15 protein-coding genes are annotated in these 17,164 nt (G+C 45.3%); 3 read left to right on the top strand and 12 right to left on the bottom strand.

Annotated elements, in window-relative coordinates:
- Nucleotides 1-45 precede the first annotated feature (45 nt).
- Together H4W00_RS08200 and nspC are read right to left on the bottom strand one after the other, a co-directional pair.
- Nucleotides 46-1,329, bottom strand: a complete 1,284-nt coding sequence (locus tag H4W00_RS08200; protein WP_209957105.1) for a saccharopine dehydrogenase family protein — start codon at nt 1,327-1,329, stop codon at nt 46-48.
- A gap of 235 nt (nt 1,330-1,564) precedes the next feature.
- Nucleotides 1,565-2,779: a carboxynorspermidine decarboxylase gene (nspC, locus tag H4W00_RS08195; RefSeq protein ID WP_209957103.1), complete on the bottom strand. Its 1,215-nt coding sequence runs from the start codon at nt 2,777-2,779 to the stop codon at nt 1,565-1,567.
- A gap of 182 nt (nt 2,780-2,961) precedes the next feature.
- Here nspC and H4W00_RS08190 point away from each other — a divergent pair, with 182 nt between their 5' ends.
- Entirely contained in the window at nt 2,962-3,612 is a 651-nt protein-coding gene (locus H4W00_RS08190) for a DUF924 family protein (protein WP_209957101.1), read from the top strand.
- 119 nt (nt 3,613-3,731) lie between these two features.
- Here the strand turns inward: H4W00_RS08190 and H4W00_RS08185 are convergent, their stop codons facing one another.
- Complete coding sequence (locus tag H4W00_RS08185) at nt 3,732-4,628, bottom strand: ribonuclease HII (protein WP_209957098.1); 897 nt, start codon at nt 4,626-4,628, stop codon at nt 3,732-3,734.
- 76 nt (nt 4,629-4,704) lie between these two features.
- Entirely contained in the window at nt 4,705-5,937 is a 1,233-nt protein-coding gene (gene lpxB, locus H4W00_RS08180; protein WP_334685001.1) for a lipid-A-disaccharide synthase, read from the bottom strand.
- A gap of 499 nt (nt 5,938-6,436) precedes the next feature.
- Here lpxB and H4W00_RS08175 point away from each other — a divergent pair, with 499 nt between their 5' ends.
- Nucleotides 6,437-7,519: a 3-deoxy-7-phosphoheptulonate synthase gene (locus H4W00_RS08175; protein WP_209957096.1), complete on the top strand. Its 1,083-nt coding sequence runs from the start codon at nt 6,437-6,439 to the stop codon at nt 7,517-7,519.
- Between the two features lie 337 nt (nt 7,520-7,856).
- Here the strand turns inward: H4W00_RS08175 and H4W00_RS08170 are convergent, their stop codons facing one another.
- From H4W00_RS08170 to H4W00_RS08140, 7 genes are read right to left on the bottom strand one after another with little or no spacing between them, the layout of a single operon-like run.
- Nucleotides 7,857-9,368 carry a complex I subunit 5 family protein gene (locus H4W00_RS08170; RefSeq protein ID WP_209957093.1) on the bottom strand — a complete coding sequence of 504 codons (1,512 nt, stop codon included), beginning with the start codon at nt 9,366-9,368 and terminating at the stop codon, nt 7,857-7,859.
- Nucleotides 9,365-10,816 carry a complex I subunit 5 family protein gene (locus H4W00_RS08165; protein ID WP_209957091.1) on the bottom strand — a complete coding sequence of 484 codons (1,452 nt, stop codon included), beginning with the start codon at nt 10,814-10,816 and terminating at the stop codon, nt 9,365-9,367. Before H4W00_RS08165 ends, H4W00_RS08170 begins: the two co-directional genes overlap by 4 nt.
- Nucleotides 10,813-11,127, bottom strand: a complete 315-nt coding sequence (locus H4W00_RS08160; protein ID WP_209957089.1) for an NADH-quinone oxidoreductase subunit K — start codon at nt 11,125-11,127, stop codon at nt 10,813-10,815. Before H4W00_RS08160 ends, H4W00_RS08165 begins: the two co-directional genes overlap by 4 nt.
- Entirely contained in the window at nt 11,127-12,077 is a 951-nt protein-coding gene (locus H4W00_RS08155; RefSeq protein WP_209957087.1) for a hydrogenase subunit MbhD domain-containing protein, read from the bottom strand. The genes H4W00_RS08160 and H4W00_RS08155 overlap by 1 nt, the downstream gene beginning before the upstream one ends.
- A complete protein-coding gene (gene mnhG, locus H4W00_RS08150; protein WP_209957085.1) occupies nt 12,065-12,364 on the bottom strand; it encodes a monovalent cation/H(+) antiporter subunit G in 300 nt (99 codons plus the stop codon). Before mnhG ends, H4W00_RS08155 begins: the two co-directional genes overlap by 13 nt.
- Nucleotides 12,351-12,635, bottom strand: coding sequence for a monovalent cation/H+ antiporter complex subunit F (locus tag H4W00_RS08145; RefSeq protein WP_334684924.1), 285 nt, complete (start codon nt 12,633-12,635; stop codon nt 12,351-12,353). The genes mnhG and H4W00_RS08145 overlap by 14 nt, the downstream gene beginning before the upstream one ends.
- Nucleotides 12,632-13,174 (bottom strand): Na+/H+ antiporter subunit E, encoded by a 543-nt coding sequence (locus H4W00_RS08140; protein WP_209957083.1) that lies wholly within the window; start codon nt 13,172-13,174, stop codon nt 12,632-12,634. The genes H4W00_RS08145 and H4W00_RS08140 overlap by 4 nt, the downstream gene beginning before the upstream one ends.
- Nucleotides 13,175-13,638: 464 nt before the next feature.
- Between H4W00_RS08140 and H4W00_RS08135 the strand changes: the two genes are divergently transcribed.
- The gene (locus H4W00_RS08135; protein WP_334684923.1) at nt 13,639-13,806 is read left to right on the top strand and encodes a hypothetical protein; all 168 of its coding nucleotides are present in this window, start codon (nt 13,639-13,641) and stop codon (nt 13,804-13,806) included.
- 395 nt (nt 13,807-14,201) lie between these two features.
- Here H4W00_RS08135 and pepN read toward each other — a convergent pair whose 3' ends face one another.
- Nucleotides 14,202-16,856: an aminopeptidase N gene (gene pepN, locus H4W00_RS08130; RefSeq protein ID WP_209957081.1), complete on the bottom strand. Its 2,655-nt coding sequence runs from the start codon at nt 16,854-16,856 to the stop codon at nt 14,202-14,204.
- Nucleotides 16,857-17,164 lie beyond the last annotated feature (308 nt).

Here is a 17,164-nt window from a genome sequence, read left to right as displayed (position 1 = left end):
TATTTGACGAGCAATAAACAAATGGCTCAGTGCTTTAACAGGGCTTTAGATATCAAACTCTAAAACTCTATCGCCATCCGCATCTTGAATACGAGTTGGCAGACCAATCCCATTGAGCAGATTAATAAACGGCTTGGCATCAAGCTCTTCGACGTTGACCATTTTTCCTGCATCCCACTCGCCCGTAGCGACTAGCATGGCGGCGGCAACCGGTGGCACGCCAGCGGTATACGAGATACCTTGACTACCCATGGCTTCATAAGCGTCTTTATGGTCGGAGATATTATAGATAAACACCTCAGTATCCACGCCGTCTTTTTTACCTTTGACTTTGTCACCAATACAAGTCTTGCCCGTATAATTCGGTGCTAGCGAACTTGGGTCTGGTAGTACCGCTTTGACCACTTTTAGCGGGATAACTTCAAGGCCTTCAGCAGTCATTACCGGCTGCTCAGACAATAAACCTAAGCTTTGTAGCACGGTAAAGACGTTGATGTAATGCTCACCAAAGCCCATCCAAAAACGAATATTTGGTACGTCTAAGTTAGTAGATAATGAATGAATTTCGTCATGGCCACTTAGATAGCTATTTTGTACACCAACGACGGGGAAATCATCCGTACGCTTAACTTCAAACATTTTATTGGACTGCCACTTACTATTCTGCCAAGAGTAAACGGTGCCGGTGAATTCACGAAAGTTAATCTCAGGGTCAAAGTTAGTCGCAAAGTACTTACCATGGTCGCCAGCATTAATATCAATGATGTCGATATCTGTGACTGAGCCTGCATCCATCATGTCGTAGCCAAGTCGAGCATAAGCATTAACCATACCGGGATCAAAACCTGCCCCTAAAATGGCAGTGATATTGTTATCTGCACAGCGTTGTTTACGCTGCCATTCATAGTTGTCATACCATGGCGGGGTCTCACAAATCTTGCGCGGATCTTCATGAATAGCGGTATCAATATAGGCGACGCCAGTCTCGATACAGGCTTCTAGTACGCTCATATTGAGAAAAGGTGAGCCAACATTAATAACGATTTGAATACCAGTGTCGCCAATGAGCTGTATTAGCGCTGGGATATTCATGGCATCGATTTGGTGCGTATACAAGGTGGCTGGCTGCTTAAAACTGGCCTTTTCCTGTACGCTTTGAGCGATCGCATCACATTTATCTTTAGTACGTGAGGCGATATGAATCACGCCAAGCACATCGTTATGCATTGCACATTTATGCGCGACTACTTGTGCGACACCGCCAGCACCGATGATCAGCACGTCTTTTTTAGCTTGATGGGTATTCTTGGTATGTTGAGTTGATTTCAATGCAACAATCCTCCTTTGTGCCCCTGTCACTGCCATGGTATTGGCTATTCAAAACAGAAACGAGTGAATGATATGCGTGAATTAAAAAGGAAGACCGAGGAAAACCCACGCACCCGATGGACAATGACTGCTGTTTTTGTCCGTGATGATTATAACAATTTTTGCTGCTCTTTCGGCAATAATTAGTCAATCAATAACACGATTACTCTCTAAATTCCCTATGAGTTAGACAGCTTTATGACAAGCTCGCTTTGTAATCCTGATAATCAAACTCCCGCTGTACTTTAATACTACCGTCAAGGCGACGAATCACGATCGCTGGCATATTGACCCCATTAAACCAATTTTTCTTGACCATGGTATAGCCAGCTGCATTACCAAAGGTGACAGTATCTCCTATCTTTAAGGTAGACGGTAGCGCATATTCACCAAAGATATCACCTGCCAAACAAGAACGACCACAAATAATTGTACTATCAGCTGATTCAGTATGCTCAGTTGTTGGTGCATTATTATGGTCGATATTAATGGGCACGATATCAATCGGCTGACCATTAACTGCCGCTATTGACGCGGACTCTTGATAAATTAGCAAGTCAAGCATATGCGCTTCAATAGAAGAATCCACTACTGCAATATTTTTTTCATTGTGCAGGACATCTAAAACAGTGGTCACCAAGGTGCCAGCGCTATGGATACTAGCCTCGCCTGGCTCCAGATAAACTTGCACACCATACTTTTCACTAAAGTCTTTTAGACGTTCAGCAAGCTGCTCAAGCGGATAGTCAGGGGCGATAAAATGAATACCACCGCCCAAACTGACCCAATCAAGTTGCTGTAAGATATCGCCAAACTTAACTTCGATATCCGCCAAGCTGTCACTAAAGGCTGCAAAGCTCTCGTTCTCGCAATTGTTATGAATCATGACGCCGCTAATGTCTTTTAGAATGGTATTAATACTGGCTTTGTCATGTTCGCCAAGTCGACTGAACGGACGTGCAGGATCAGCAATGATAAACGATGAATTACTGGTCTTGGGATTAAGGCGTAACCCGACTGGAATGTTTTGCCCATTGGCCTGATCTTTAAAAGCGTTTAATTGCGAAATAGAGTTAAAAATAATCTTGTCAGCATAGCTTAGTACTTCAGGAATTTCATCGGCGCTATAAGCCACACTATAAGCATGCGTTTCTTTTTCATCTGCATTGCCAAAAGTCTCACGACCTAAGCGTACTTCATTGAGCGACGACGATGTGGTGCCATGTAGATAAGGTTGCATCACTTCAAACGTCCCCCAGGTGGCAAAGCACTTTAATGCCAATAGCGCCTTTGCGCCGGATAGCTCACATAAACGGGCAATAATTTTCATATTGGCCACGATTGCGGCTTCGTCAAGCAAATAATAAGGGGTTGGCACAGTAATTGGTTTTACAGCGGATAACTCATTCATAATAGACAACCTAATGGCTTTTGATATTGATACTAATAAAAGGTATAACAATGATAACTGTTACAGCAAAGATGATAGCTAGAAGTGAAAATTTACAGATTGTAAATAATGCCTGCCAGCGTTGTAAATCTTCTAGGTAATTGCGCTATAGTAGTACAAACCTCACCTAATTAGAATAGCTTATGTCTCTCTCAACCGATTATTCTACTTCCCTAAATCGACCTGATTTAACCCCGTTTGATCTACCGCATCTTTACGCTGATGTTCACGCAGTCTTGAACTTCTGGTTCGATAAGAACCACGAGCCTTATTGGTTTTTAGAAGATGATAGCTTTGATCAACAAATTGCGGATCAGTTTGGTGAAGTATGGCAGACAGCAATACAGGGTGAATATTCGTGTTGGCGACGTACTGAAGGGCAACCTGGTATTAATAATTTAACCGCTGATTTAGCCGGACGTCTAGCCGAGATTATTGTCTTAGACCAGTTTTCACGCAATCTATGTCGTGGCCAAGCATCCGCCTTTACCCAAGATGGTATGGCATTAGTTCTCGCACAAGAAGCGGTGCATCAGTCTGGCTTTGATGATCTGCCGTGGCAATGGCGCCAGTTTATGATTATGCCATTTATGCATTCAGAATCAGCGGTGATTCATAAACGCTATTTACCGCTATTTGAGCAGTTAGACGATCCAGTTACGCTGGATTTTGCATATGGCCATCAGGCTATCATCAAGCAATTTGGCCGTTATCCCCATCGTAACTTGGCCCTTGGTCGTACCTCGACCGCCGAGGAAGTCGCATTTTTGCAACAGCCAAACTCTTCATTCTGAATAATTCTCTAAGCATGGAATCAGTCATTTAACCTACTATTCAAGAGTATGCTTAGGCTATTTATAGTGATTATTATAGGTGCTACTAAATTTATTTTCTACTAGGTGTTCAACACGACTTATTTACTCTCTAGTGCTCGCCTCACTGGCGCAAAGCTGCGTCGATGTGCTGCCAGAACCCCATGTTCTTCGATAGCGTGCATGTGCGCGCGGGTTGGGTAACCTTTATGCTTGGCAATACCATATTGTGGATATTGGGAGTCAAGCTCATACATGGTTTGATCACGGCTGACTTTTGCTAAGATACTGGCCGCGGCGATACTGGTATGGCGAGCATCCCCTTTTACCCAAGCTTGGCAATCAATAGCGGACTTTTCTATACCCAATGTCGCAAGCCTTGCATAATCTAGCTCCGGACAGCGATTACCATCGTATAGCACTTGTGCTTGTAAGTAGGTAGACTTTGCTGCCGCTCCATTAATATCGCCTATATCTCCCATAACGGGAGCCAACTGACTGGCTAATAACTCTAATAGCGCTTCTGTACATATCCGCATACCAAGCATAGTCGCTTGTAGAATATTGACCTGATCAATCACTGCCGCTGGAATGTCAGCCACCACATATCCTATCGCGTGCCACTGCACTAGCGGATAAAGTAAATCGCGCTTTTTTTCACTGAGCTTTTTAGAGTCGGTCAAAATAGCGAGCGGCGTATTTTTTAGTGGCTGGGCCTCAATCAATCCTGACCATGCGCTTGGTAATATTGCTGCAGCCACGTTGACACTACCTAGCAAGGGTCCACGCCCTGCTTCATCAACGCCGATCTGTAGCGGGTGTTCATCTGTGCTGTTATTTGTATTTATTTCGTGTTGAGACAACAGTTTAGAGAGGTTTAACTGTCCCGCTATATGAATAGGCGATGCTAAATTCATATACTGCCCTTTACTATCAATATGCTCAATACTGCTGTTAATGTAGATAATATAATCTTGTGAAGAGGTCTCAATACTCATAACGCTAGTGCTTCTTTTTTATTAATTGGAGTAACGATGAGAGGTGTTTATAAGCCTGTAGTTAATAGTGCTTAACCTATGACGATGGCTGACTATCCTGAATAAACCATTGCTCAATCACGCTGTTAGCAGGGTTATGATTGCTTTGCTGTTGTAGCGTTTGTTTGGTGCTCGCGAGGGTTTTTAATTGCGCCATGTAAGCACGCGGCTGCAATAGTTGCATGACCGTCCGGCAAATATTCTCGCCATTCGCCTGCTCTTGGATCAATTCAGGGACAATTGCCTTACCCGCTAAGATATTGGGTAACGCCACATAGGGTACTTTTACCAAGCGTTTAGCAATTTGATAGGTCAGCTGATTTAACTGATAAATCACTACCATTGGGCGCTCAAGCAGCATAGCCTCAAGCGTGGCGGTACCTGATGCGAGCATAACCATATCTGAGGCTGCCATCGCTTGTTGGCTGAAGGCCGGCTGACTGTCATCATAGACCACGACAATAGCAGCCCGCAGTTTTTCTGAGCGCTTATCAATCACATCTTGTACGATATATTGGTGATTTTGATCCACGGTTGGAATGATAAAACATAGCTTAGGGTCAAGTAATATCAACTTTTGAATACCATCAAGCATCAAGGGCAAGATGGCCATGATTTCGCCGCGCCGTGATCCTGGCATCACGCAAATGAGCTGGCTAACCTCGTCAAAGCGCTCGATAAAAAACTGCTGTAGTCCGTCATTGCGCCAGACCAGCTCACTACGCAGCTGATTGGTTGGGGTGTCTATTAACGCTTGATTAATGGTTCGTAGTAGCGAATGACCGACACATATTGCGGGATGGTCATAACGCTCGTATACTGCTAGCTCAAATGGAAATAGGCAGAGCACTAGGTTAGTCGCTGCCTTGATACCATGGATACGGGACTCGCGCCAAGCCCAAATTGAGGGGCTGACATACTGCACACAGAACACGCCTTTGGGCTTAAGCTTTTTGGCGACTCGTAGATTAAAATCGGGCGCATCAATACCGACAAACCAATCAATATGAGCAGTCTTGAAGGCGGCTAATAATTCACGGCGGGCTTTAAGCAGATCAGGCAGTTGTGATAACACCTCAACTAAGCCCATTACGGCTAAGCGTGATAAGGGAAAAATGCTTTGTAAGCCTTGTGCTTGCATTTTTGTGCCACCCACCCCCACCCAAACGATGTCATCACGCAGATTATTCATTTGTTGCATAAAGTCTGCACCCAAACTATCGCCTGACACCTCACCTGCGACGATACCAATGACTAACGGCGCAACCATTGTCTGATGCAGGTCATGAGAGTCATCGGTTGAGTCAGTCGGATCAGTTGGTTTGTGAGACATAGCAGAATTTGTCATGACAAGATCTCAATAATATCAAAGCATAATGGACAGGGTAAAATAGAGCACAAGCAGCTAGTTTTAAGCGCTGAGCGGATAAGTACAATCGTAAGCCTTACTTTTATGCTAACGTCGTACTCCTTATGTGGCCATCATACGTGACGGCGGTGCAAATAGCCAAATTACAGCGTTATAGCACGACCAATCATGGCTCAAAAACCACTAAATTATTACTTAAAAGGTATCTTAGTAGGCAAATGCTTAAGTATAAAATAACAGTCAGAAAACTTCCTTGATGTTCAAATAACAGGCAAACGTGAAGAAAATTTGATTTACTCATTGCAATTATCAATTAATTAACTGACCGACTACCCTTGTCAACCGACCCTTTTCACCGCATAATGAATATTCCTATAAATTAGCTAGACGATGTATAATCATGACTACACCAGCTACTCATAACGCAGATATTGATGACGTGAATATTGAACAATTCATCCCTTTGATCACTCCCGCTGAGCTAAAAACTGAGCTACCACTAACAGATCCAGCCTATAAAACGGTCTTAAAAGGTCGTCATACTATCCAAGATATCTTAGATGGTAAAGACAAACGTTTGTTTGTGGTGATTGGCCCTTGCTCTATTCATGATATTAAAGCAGCCCATGAATACGCCGACCGCTTAGCAATACTCGCAAAAGAACTTGAAGATACCATCTTTGTGGTCATGCGCGTTTATTTTGAAAAGCCGCGTACCACAGTTGGCTGGAAAGGCATGATCAATGACCCTGATATGGATGACAGTTTTGATATCGAAAAAGGTCTACGCACTGCCCGTAAACTGCTGATTGACTTGAATGAAAAGGGTCTGCCCTGTGCAACAGAAGCATTGGACCCCAATACTCCGCAGTACATGCAAGACTTAATCAGCTGGTCGGCCATTGGCGCCCGTACTACTGAAAGCCAGACCCATCGCGAGATGAGCTCAGGCCTGTCATGTCCAGTTGGTTTTAAAAATGGTACCGATGGTGGCATGACAGTGGCGGTCAACGCCATGCAAGCGGTCAAAGCCGGTCATAGCTTTTTAGGTCTATCTTCAGATGGTAAAGTATGTATCATCAAGTCTAAAGGCAACCCTTATGCGCACGTCGTATTGCGTGGCGGTAATGGCAAACCCAACTATGATGAAACCGCCGTTGAGGAAGTTGAAAATGCTCTAGCTGCAGGCAAAACTAGCAGCAAGATTATGATTGACTCAAGCCATGCCAACTCAGGAAAAGACCCCTACTTACAGCCGATGGTTATTAATAACGTCGCTGAGCAAATCCAAAATGGTAATAAATCTATCATCGGTATGATGATAGAAAGCCATCTAAAAGGTGGGAACCAAAAATTAACTGCTGATTTAAGTGCGCTAGAATATGGCGTGTCTATCACTGATGGTTGCTTAGACTGGGACAGCACAGTGACCGCGCTACATAATTTGCGTGATATGGTAAAAGACGTCTTGCCTCAGCGCTAATTTTAAGATTTATGAAAACCCAAAGCCCATCTGTGCATAGATGGGCTTTTTCTGTGCGCATGAGTTAAGGCAAGTTCATTAGATATTTTTTCTTTCTTAGATTAACACACCAAGTGCCACGCTAAATAATGGCATAGCACACCAGCGTCAGCATCGCATAGGCTGAAATATCAACTTTATTATTTTTCTATACATGTGATTAATGATTCATTTTAGTGGATTCATTTTAGTGATAAAACAATTATGTTCAAAAAATGATGCTAACAATAGGTACACCGATCATTAGAACCCCAAGCGCTTTAAATGCACTTATACCCAGAGATTTAAGTCAAAATCATCACGGCTCAGTGTTGAAATACTCACGATCAGTAATAAACTGCGCCCAAACAATTGGCCCAATGTCGTACATTGCTAATATACCAAAGGCGACCACTGCAAAGGCAGTTAGTGCTGGTGGTAGCAGTAATTGCCAAGGCGTTACTGGCCAAGGATTCTTGGCGGTAACTTTGCTCGGCCACTGAGCCGGTGCTGGTAGCAACCAAAGGCGCCATAAGATAGGTAGGAAGTATAGGGCATTTAGCGCCGTTGAAGTCCATAGTACCCAAACCACCCAGTCCATTTGCGCGGCTATAGCACCGTTTTTTAACCAGTATTTGGTGACAGCACCTGCTGTCAAGGGCGCACCCATCATCCCCAAAGCGGCAATACTAAAAGATATGCTCGTGAGCGGCATGCGCCGGCCAGCTCCATTCATATCACGAATTTTATAAACACCAAGCGTTTCAGCGTAATTACCCGCACTAAAAAATAGCGTTATTTTCATAACACCTTGATGTACTAAATGCACCAGTCCACCAATGGTTCCAACAGGACCGAACAAGGCAGTACCTAATGCGATGTAGGAGACCTGACTGATAGTAGAATAGGCCAGCCGTTTTTTTAGCTCGCTTTGAAACAGCGCTCGCAGACTGCCCCATATAATGGTTACAGCGGCCCAGATAGCCAGTGGCAGCAATAGCTTTAGTTGCTGCGCGAATTCTATTCCGAATACCTCATAGACCACGCGCACGATACCAAAGGCACCGGCTTTTACTACTGCTACGGCATGCAGCAAAGCACTAACGGGTGCAGGGGCCACCATGGCTTTTGGTAGCCAGCCGTGCAGTGGCACCAAGGCTGCTTTTACGCCCAGTCCAATCATTAGTAGAATAAAAATAATAATCAGCGAGGTATGATGCTCCGCGCCTAAGCCACTCAAAAAACCACCTTCGGTAAATTCTAAATTGCCGGTCAGGGTATAGAGCCATACCGTTCCCAGCAACATCAAACTACCACCGCCGAGGGTATAGATCAGATAAGTTTGCCCCGCTTTGCGCGCCGCCTCGGTACCGCGATGTACCACCAATGGATAGGTCGTTAGGGTCAGTAGCTCATAGAAAATCAAAAATGTTAACAGATTACCAGCCATGGCCACGCCAATTGCGGCGGTAACGCATAGACTGAAAAAGCCAAAGAAGCGACTGCGATGAGGCTCATTTTCTAGATAGCCTATGGCGTAAATTGTCGTAAGCAGCCACAGGCAAGCAGATAAGGTGACAAAAAACAATGCCAGTGGATCAGCTCGTAACACCAGCTCGATACCTGGTAGTAGCACCCAACGCGCTTCATAACTATAACCTTGGGTAACCCCCCATAACATCCAACCGACGAGTACCAGCTTTGAGATAGCACCGGCCAAGTTAAGCACGGTACGAATACGCACGCTTTTTTCAGGTAGCTTAAAAATAATAATTGCTGGTAACAGTGAGCCCAACACTACCAAACATGGCAAAAGAGCGCTTAAGTTCATGACCCACTCCCACTAAAAGGTGCGCCAATCTGCAATAGTGACAAAAAGGGTACTGCCAAAAAGCCCAGCGTAATAGCACCGAGCGCCAATAATAATGCGGCCCACTCCATACGTGCAGGTACCCTTGACGGTTCGTGGGTCACTTCAGCCTCAGTAAAGCAGCGCCCTAATACCTTGAATATATAAAGTGCGGCAAGCAGCCCACCAATGAGCATTACTGCCACCAAATCCCAACGCCCCTGCACCAACGCAGCCTCTAGCATTAACCACTTACCAATAAATCCGCCGCTGGGCGGCAAACCCATAATACTAACCCCAGCTAAAGCGAACGCAAAAGCGCTTAGTGGTAGGCGCTGTACCACACGATCAAGATCTTTGATGCGATCATGCCTGCCAAAGTGCAAAAGGTTACCCGCTGCCAAAAACATAGCCGCTTTGGCCAGAGCATGAGAAAGTGCTAGTATTGCAGCCGCATGCCACGCGCCCGCTGCAGCTGCTAGCGGAAACACTAAGAATAAATAGCCTATCTGTGCCACCGTGGAGTAGGCTACCAACAGCTTTAAGCGAGTCTGACGCAAGGCCTGAACAGAACCCCATAAAATAGCCACCGAACCCATTATACCAAGAAGTACTGCCACGATGTCGCCAGAGATAGGCCCGAACAGCGATATCCATAAACGTATCAAAATGTAGAATGAGGCCTTCACCACCAGCGCTGAGAGCACCGCACTTACAGGGGATGGGGCACTGGCGTGAGCAGGTGGCAACCAAAAATGCAACGGAAATAACGCGGTTTTTAGTGCCAAGCCAACTATCATCAGAACCAAGGCAGCCCATGCTGCTGGCTCTGGTGTTATGCGTTCTGCTAGAATAAAGATATCTACGCTGCCAAAGGTCTGATACAGCAATACAACACCCAACAGATAGGCAATAGACCCAGCCAGCGTTGATAACAGATAACGCATGGCGCCAGCAAGGGCGTTACGGCTGCCAGACAATGCTGTTAAGGCCACCGCTGCCAATCCCATTAATTCTAACGTGACATACAGATTGAATAAATCCGCCGAAAGAAATAAAGCATTCAACGCCGCTAGCAACAATAACCAAATAGGCCAGAACCGATGCGCTTGCTCGGCATTGAAATACGCCGAAGCGTAGATACTACAGCCGGCTCCAACCAAAGCGGTCGCCATCAGCATCACTAGGCTTAAGCCATCAGCATACAACTCGATACCTAGGGGCGCATCCCAGCCGCCCAGCGAATACTGAAACACACCCTGCTGCCAAATCTGTAAGCCTAGACCAGCCACTGCGATTACCATCACTAAGCTATAGATTAATACCAGTGTCTGCGCTGTACGTGGCCACACAAAAACCATCATCGCTGTGATAAGCGGCAGAATGATTAGCATAATCGCCCATGGAATACCCAACAAAATATCGGTCATTCTGAGTTTACTTCCTTGTTTGGTAGCACTGGCTGACCAGTAATTGCTGTCAGTTTCAGCATAAGTACCAGCGCCATCGCGGTGGCCGCAACTGCCACTACAATACCAGTGATGATCATGGCATGGGGCACCGGATCTGGTATGGCAGTGCCTGTGCGTGTGGCTAATGCTGCTAGCAACAAAAACACCCCACTACCCATTATGTTCAGCGCTAGAATTTTACGCAGCAGATGACGATAGCGTAATAATCCATGTAAACCAATTGCAAAAAGCCCCACACCTACCAGCCCATATATTAACGCCGCACTCATCACCATTTCTCCTTACTCGGGCGCGTGCCCATAAACAATGCAATAAGCGCGGCTGCAATCGAGAGTGTAGCCGCCGTTTCGATGACTAATATAAGCACTCCGGCCCACTCGATTGGCAACTGTAAAAATCGACCTTCTAGGAGCCCAGTGATAATACCCAGTAGCAAAAACGTCGCCGGTCCTAATACCAGCATCAGACGTAGCGGCCAACCGATCCATGCATTAGGTAGCCGCGCGCCTGACAACAGCATCAGCACCCCTGCAGCTGCCAGCACAGCGCCGGCTTGAAAAGCACCACCAGGACCATAAGCGCCCACCCACAGTAAATATGCCGCGACCATAATTAATAAGGGCACTAGCAGTCGTGATAGCGTATCCAGAACCAATCCCGGTGCGGTTTCTTGTTGTGGTAGTGGTAAACCTAATGACCACACGCCAAGTAGCGCTAGCAACAATACAAATAACTCCAGTAAAGTGTCATAACCACGAAAATTTAGTAGTACGGCTGTCACCGGATTAGTGACCCCACTATTACCTAAATCAGCAGCAACCCTGATACTGAGTCCAGCAGCCTCCGGCGGTAACATCCAAACAGCATATCCCAGTCCTGTCGCGACAAGCACCGCAATCAATAGGCTAGCAACCGTAAGGCCACTGCTAAAACGGTTGCCAAGCTCTAGTTTTTCTACATTGGTAACTGATGTGCTGGCACGCAAATTTTTGTAAGCCGTTAGTAATAATGCTCCGGTTAAACCAGCGCCAATAGCCGCTTCAGCCAAAGCCACATCAGGCGCATTTAAGCGGACCCAAGCTAACGCCATCATCAGTCCGAAGGCAATGAACAACACAATAGCCTTGAACAGTTTGGCACTGCTAAGTGCCCCCCAAGCCAAGCCTAGCGCTATCAGTCCAATCACGATGTCAATAGTAGAACCAATCAGCGTCTCCATGGTCGAATACCCCGTTGCAACGCTCCGTGTGCCACTAAATAAGATATGCTTGCGCCAGCAAGCAGCACCAGTAGCCAAATCAGTACTAATTTTGCCACTACAGGCCAAGACTCTGCTTGTACTGCCAACCCTATCACTATAAAGCCCAACCCTAAATTATCGGCCTTAGTAAGGGCATGAAGCCGGGTAAAAACATCTGGGAAACGCAATAGACCTAGCGTGCCCGCTAAAAAGAACACGCCGCCAATGAGCAGCATGAATGCAGAAAAATAGTCACTTACTGTCATTATCATTCTCCAAAAACACCCAAGCACGGCGTGCAAAAGCCACCGCTGTGACCGTCGCTAGCAGCGCAAATACCAATGCCACATCGCGCAGTGCTGCGCTGCTTGAAGCCTCAGCAAGTAACAATAAAATGGCCACAGCGGTAGTACCGAATAGTTGCGCTGCCAACATGCGATCAGCGGCGGTAGGTCCGCGCAACACTCGCCACATTCCAGCGCCCAAATTTAGCAGTAAAAACAAGGCTAGTGCTAGGTATAAGTTCTGTATAGTCAAGAATCCTCCCGTACAGTCTGCTCAGACAGGCTTGGAAATATCTGCCCCAAACGTTGCTCCAAGCGTTGCAACTCGGCTAAATAATTGCTTTGACTATCAAGTATATGTATTTTTAATACATTTCCCTCGATCTCAGAGCTCAGCGTGCCAGGTAGCAAGCTTGTTACATTAATCATAGCCACTTGCGCCAAACCTGAGGACAGTCGCAACGGATATTCAATAAGCTCCGGCGCTAAAGACATGCTCGGTTGAAACGCCAGTTGCGCAACTTCTATACCGCCTTTTAACGACTGCCAAACAAAGAAAGGCATAAATGCTACCAATCGCCACCACACAACCTTCACTGGTGGCGACAAAGCAATGCTGACCGCCACTGCACAGACAACTGCAGGCGCACCAATCACCCATGAACCGGCCTCACCGCCGGAGAGCACCCACCAAATAATTGAAAATAGCAAAAGCCGCAATACAACCGCTGAACTGTCAATTTCTTGACTTTTTATTCTCATGCGCTCTATTCCCAATTTAGGATGATTCATTCAAAGATATCGCTACTAAAAAATATCACTACTGTATTCACTGCGGTCGTGTCACGTGACCTACTATACAGCGCGTATAGTCGATTCAATTTGAAAAGGATACAGTGTTGCTGGAACGAATTTTTTGCAGCCTCTGTCTCGCAGCACGCCAGAAAAACTTATACCCATATCACCTTGCTATATACGACTCTTATTTGTTGTGAACCATTTATAGTATAGGAGATTCAAAATAATGCCAAACCTAAAATATATAGTATAATTTAAACATGACTATACAAATATACACCCTAAAAAGTTATGGCTTTGGCAGACTCTCGAAGACCAAGAGCAATCCCAGAGCTCGTCAATGTTTACTCATTCTATATCAATAAAGCATGGGCAAAGCCACTAACGACATTGCCAAATAACACTATAACGCTCGTCATACTGTTAACGGTATTTACCAGATATTAAAGCGTATCGGCATGATGGTAGAAAGCCATCTAAAAGACGGTAATCAAAAACTGACCGCTGATTTAAAGGCATTAGAATACGACATATCTATCACTGATGATTGCCTAGACCGGAATAGCACAGTGACCGCGCTACATAGTTTACGCGATATGGTAAAAAATATGCTACCTAGTCGCTAACGGTTGTTAGCAATATTGCTAGTGTTAGCATTCTAGAACATTTTATATCAAAAATATTTTATAAAAAAAGCCCATCTATGGATTCATAGATGGGCTTTTTTGTGGCTTATGACTAACATCATATCAACAAAAATAAAGCGAGCTACTATAGTTAAAATACCTTAAAAACGCGACGGTACTGCTGGTATAAGCTTTTTGCAGCCTCTGTCTGCGTAGGCACAGCGAGCAAGAAAAACGTATGCCAGCAGTAGGTTATGTATCGATATTACTTTTCATTAACTATATATCTCATAACGACTTAATAAAGGGCGCTTAACTCTATTAGTCACAAACTCTCGGAGTTACGCGCTTACCTTTACTGGACCACTTCTGTTGATAGTTTTATAAGAAACTGACTAGACGCCTGCTGCGCCTAGCACTGTGTCCATACTTTCCAGTACGTTCTTAGAAGAGACGTGCTTCTGTAGTTCTATCAAATGATCATGCGCCATTTGGCGGCGTGGCTCAACCAAGGTATACCAGCGGGCCAGCACTTGTAATAAACGCGAGGCCACAACTGGATTCTCTTCATCCAATTTTTTGATCACGCTAGTATAAATATCCAAACCTTCTGGCGTCCAGAGTACGGTCGGCTGAGAGGTAAAGGCACTAATCACTGAACGTACGCGGTTGGGCGTATTCCAATCAAAATCAGCATGCGCGAGCAGTGCTTCAATGGTATCCGTACTGACCTGGTCTGCGGAGGCTTGCACACTGAACCATAAATCGATAACCAGATCATCTGCCTGAAAGCGGTTATAAAAATCGGCTAAATAACTATCAGCACCAACAACTTGATGATTGACCATTGATTTTAAGGCACCAAAACGTTCAGTCATACAGCTGGCATCGTCATACTGCTGCTGCGCCCATTTAGTAGCGTCACTGACTTTTGCAGTCAATGCCATATCCAACACTACATTGCGCAGTGCGCGCTTGCCACGAGCCTCAGAGCTGTCTTCATAAGACTGTAACGGCAGCTGCTCGTATAATCCAGTCCAATGATCTTTCAGCGAAACAGCAACTTGTTGATATAAATCTTGGCGCTGCTGCTTAATGGCTACCGGATCATAATCCTTATGAATGGCCGATGCCAATTCTTGGGGCGATGGCATATCAAGCAAACGTGCAGCAAGCATGGCATCGTCAACCGCCAAGGTTGGCAGAGTCTCAGCCAAGGCTTTTAGATAGACTTCAGGGCTGCTTTTAGAGCCATGGCCTTGTAACAGAATACGGTTGACCAGCATTTGCGTTACTTGCCAGCGGTTAAAACCATTGGTCTCATGAGTCAATAAAAAGGCTAAATCTTCATCTTGATAGTCATAATTGAGCTGTACTGGCGCACTAAAATCACGTAGCAATGAGACTATCGGCTCGCTAGTAATGTTGTCAAAGCTAAAGGTTTGCGCAGCTTGATCGAGTAGTAACAAGCGCTCAGTGATAATTTGGCCCGTGTCTTTATCAAATAAGGCCGTTGCTACTGGAATTGGTAACGGCTTTGGCGCATCAAAACCTGCAACGTGGCGGGTCTGTTGACTCAGCTTAATGGTCAACGTCTGACTCTCACTATCATACTGCTGGTGACCAGACAGCACTGGCGTTCCTGGCTGACGATACCAGTCGATGAAATTTTCAACCTTGATATCAGTGACACTCAGCGCTGATAAAAAGTCCTCAACCGTTACTGCTTGCCCATCATAACGACGGAAGTACTCGTCTGTACCTTGACGGAACTTCTCTGGCCCTAAGGTATTGGCCAGCATACGTACGATTTCTGCGCCTTTTTCATAAACGGTGGTGGTATAAAAATTATTAATTTCCACAAAGCTTTCGGGGCGTACTGGATGGGCTAGCGGTCCTGCATCTTCTGCAAATTGATGCGCACGTAGGGTCGCGACATCATCGATGCGCTGTACGGCACTGGACTGCTGATCTGCTGAAAATGACTGGTCACGAAAGACGGTAAAGCCTTCTTTTAAACACAGTTGAAACCAGTCGCGGCAAGTAATACGGTTACCAGTCCAGTTATGGAAGTACTCATGAGCAATGACCGCCTTGACATTAAAGCTGCGCGCGTCAGTGGTGGTTTCAGGACTTGATAACACACAAGCGGTGTTAAAAATATTGAGCCCTTTATTTTCCATCGCCCCCATATTAAATTGACTGACTGCCACAATCATATAGCGATCTAAATCATATGCGCGGCCATAGTTGACTTCGTCCCAGACCATTGAATCTTTGAGAGCTTGCATGCCAACATGACACTTATCGATATCGCTCGACTTAGCGTACAGCTCGAGAGTTACCTCACGACCTTCGCTGGTGGTGTGGTGATCAGTGAGTACATCTAAGTCGGCAACCACGCACGCAAACAAATAGCTGGGCTTATTCGTGGGATCATGCCAAATCGCATAATGACGGTCTGGTGCGTTTGCCACCTCACCTTGTTCAACCAAGTTACCATTACTTAGTAGAGTCGGATAGCGCTTATCTGCCTCAAGACGGGTGGTAAATATCGCCAATACATCAGGACGGTCTGGATAAAAGGTGATTTTGCGAAAGCCTTCAGGCTCACATTGAGTGACAAACATGGTGTCGCTACCACTACCTGCCATATACAACCCTTCAAGCGCAGTATTGGTTTGTGGGCAAATCCGCACTTGCAGTTGCAAGGTTAAAGTAGCGGGAGCATCGGTGATCATCAGCTTGCCTGCTGCTTGGTTATAACGCTCAGGGGCAAGTGTCGCTCCATCTAGTATAATCGCCAGCAGCTCCAGATCTTCACCATACAGCACCAAATCACCTGCCGTCTGCCGTACCATTTTTAGTGTACTGTCTACCTGCGCATGATCATCGAACAGTCTAATATCCAAATCAACTGTCTCCACATCAAAGCTTGGCTGCTTATAATCGTGTAGATTAATTTTGTTGTTAATGTCACTAGGCGCATGTAATGGCACATCAGGCATTTCAGGATTGATAATTTGGGCGTCGTTTTCAGCGATAGACATGGTTATTCCTATTATTGTGTACTTTATTGGGTAATAGTAAAGGGTAATACTATAATTTGCCCATTATAAAATCGCTACGGCAGCAACCTTGCTAACCCTAATAATAGTTAGGATCTACTCGGTTTTCTGGTATCGATATTATTTTGGGTTAACTATTTGGACTGACTGTCTGGATCGATTATCCAGTATTAAAATTATATGGACTGGGCTCAGTACTTGATAAGTGTGATTATAATTGCTGCTATAGTTATTATTAGAGTTACATTGCCGTAAATGGTTAAATTTCAAGAGCACGCAGCAACAAAATC

This window comes from Psychrobacter sp. PL19 (assembly GCF_017875835.1).
Taxonomy (GTDB): domain Bacteria; phylum Pseudomonadota; class Gammaproteobacteria; order Pseudomonadales; family Moraxellaceae; genus Psychrobacter.
This window is presented reverse-complemented; position numbering and strand designations above follow the sequence as displayed.

Bases quoted from the DNA above. Each gene is read 5' to 3' on its own strand.
- H4W00_RS08140 (WP_209957083.1), bottom strand. From the start codon at position 13,174: ATGAATCATCCTAAATTGGGAATAGAGCGCATGAGAATAAAAAGTCAA.
- H4W00_RS08160 (WP_209957089.1), bottom strand. From the start codon at position 11,127: ATGAGTGCGGCGTTAATATATGGGCTGGTAGGTGTGGGGCTTTTTGCA.
- lpxB (WP_334685001.1), bottom strand. From the start codon at position 5,937: ATGGTTGCGCCGTTAGTCATTGGTATCGTCGCAGGTGAGGTGTCAGGC.
- H4W00_RS08155 (WP_209957087.1), bottom strand. From the start codon at position 12,077: ATGGAGACGCTGATTGGTTCTACTATTGACATCGTGATTGGACTGATA.
- nspC (WP_209957103.1), bottom strand. From the start codon at position 2,779: ATGAATGAGTTATCCGCTGTAAAACCAATTACTGTGCCAACCCCTTAT.
- H4W00_RS08190 (WP_209957101.1), top strand. From the start codon at position 2,962: ATGTCTCTCTCAACCGATTATTCTACTTCCCTAAATCGACCTGATTTA.
- pepN (WP_209957081.1), bottom strand. From the start codon at position 16,856: ATGTCTATCGCTGAAAACGACGCCCAAATTATCAATCCTGAAATGCCT.
- H4W00_RS08165 (WP_209957091.1), bottom strand. From the start codon at position 10,816: ATGACCGATATTTTGTTGGGTATTCCATGGGCGATTATGCTAATCATT.
- H4W00_RS08175 (WP_209957096.1), top strand. From the start codon at position 6,437: ATGACTACACCAGCTACTCATAACGCAGATATTGATGACGTGAATATT.
- H4W00_RS08185 (WP_209957098.1), bottom strand. From the start codon at position 4,628: ATGAGTATTGAGACCTCTTCACAAGATTATATTATCTACATTAACAGC.
- mnhG (WP_209957085.1), bottom strand. From the start codon at position 12,364: ATGACAGTAAGTGACTATTTTTCTGCATTCATGCTGCTCATTGGCGGC.
- H4W00_RS08135 (WP_334684923.1), top strand. From the start codon at position 13,639: ATGATGGTAGAAAGCCATCTAAAAGACGGTAATCAAAAACTGACCGCT.
- H4W00_RS08170 (WP_209957093.1), bottom strand. From the start codon at position 9,368: ATGAACTTAAGCGCTCTTTTGCCATGTTTGGTAGTGTTGGGCTCACTG.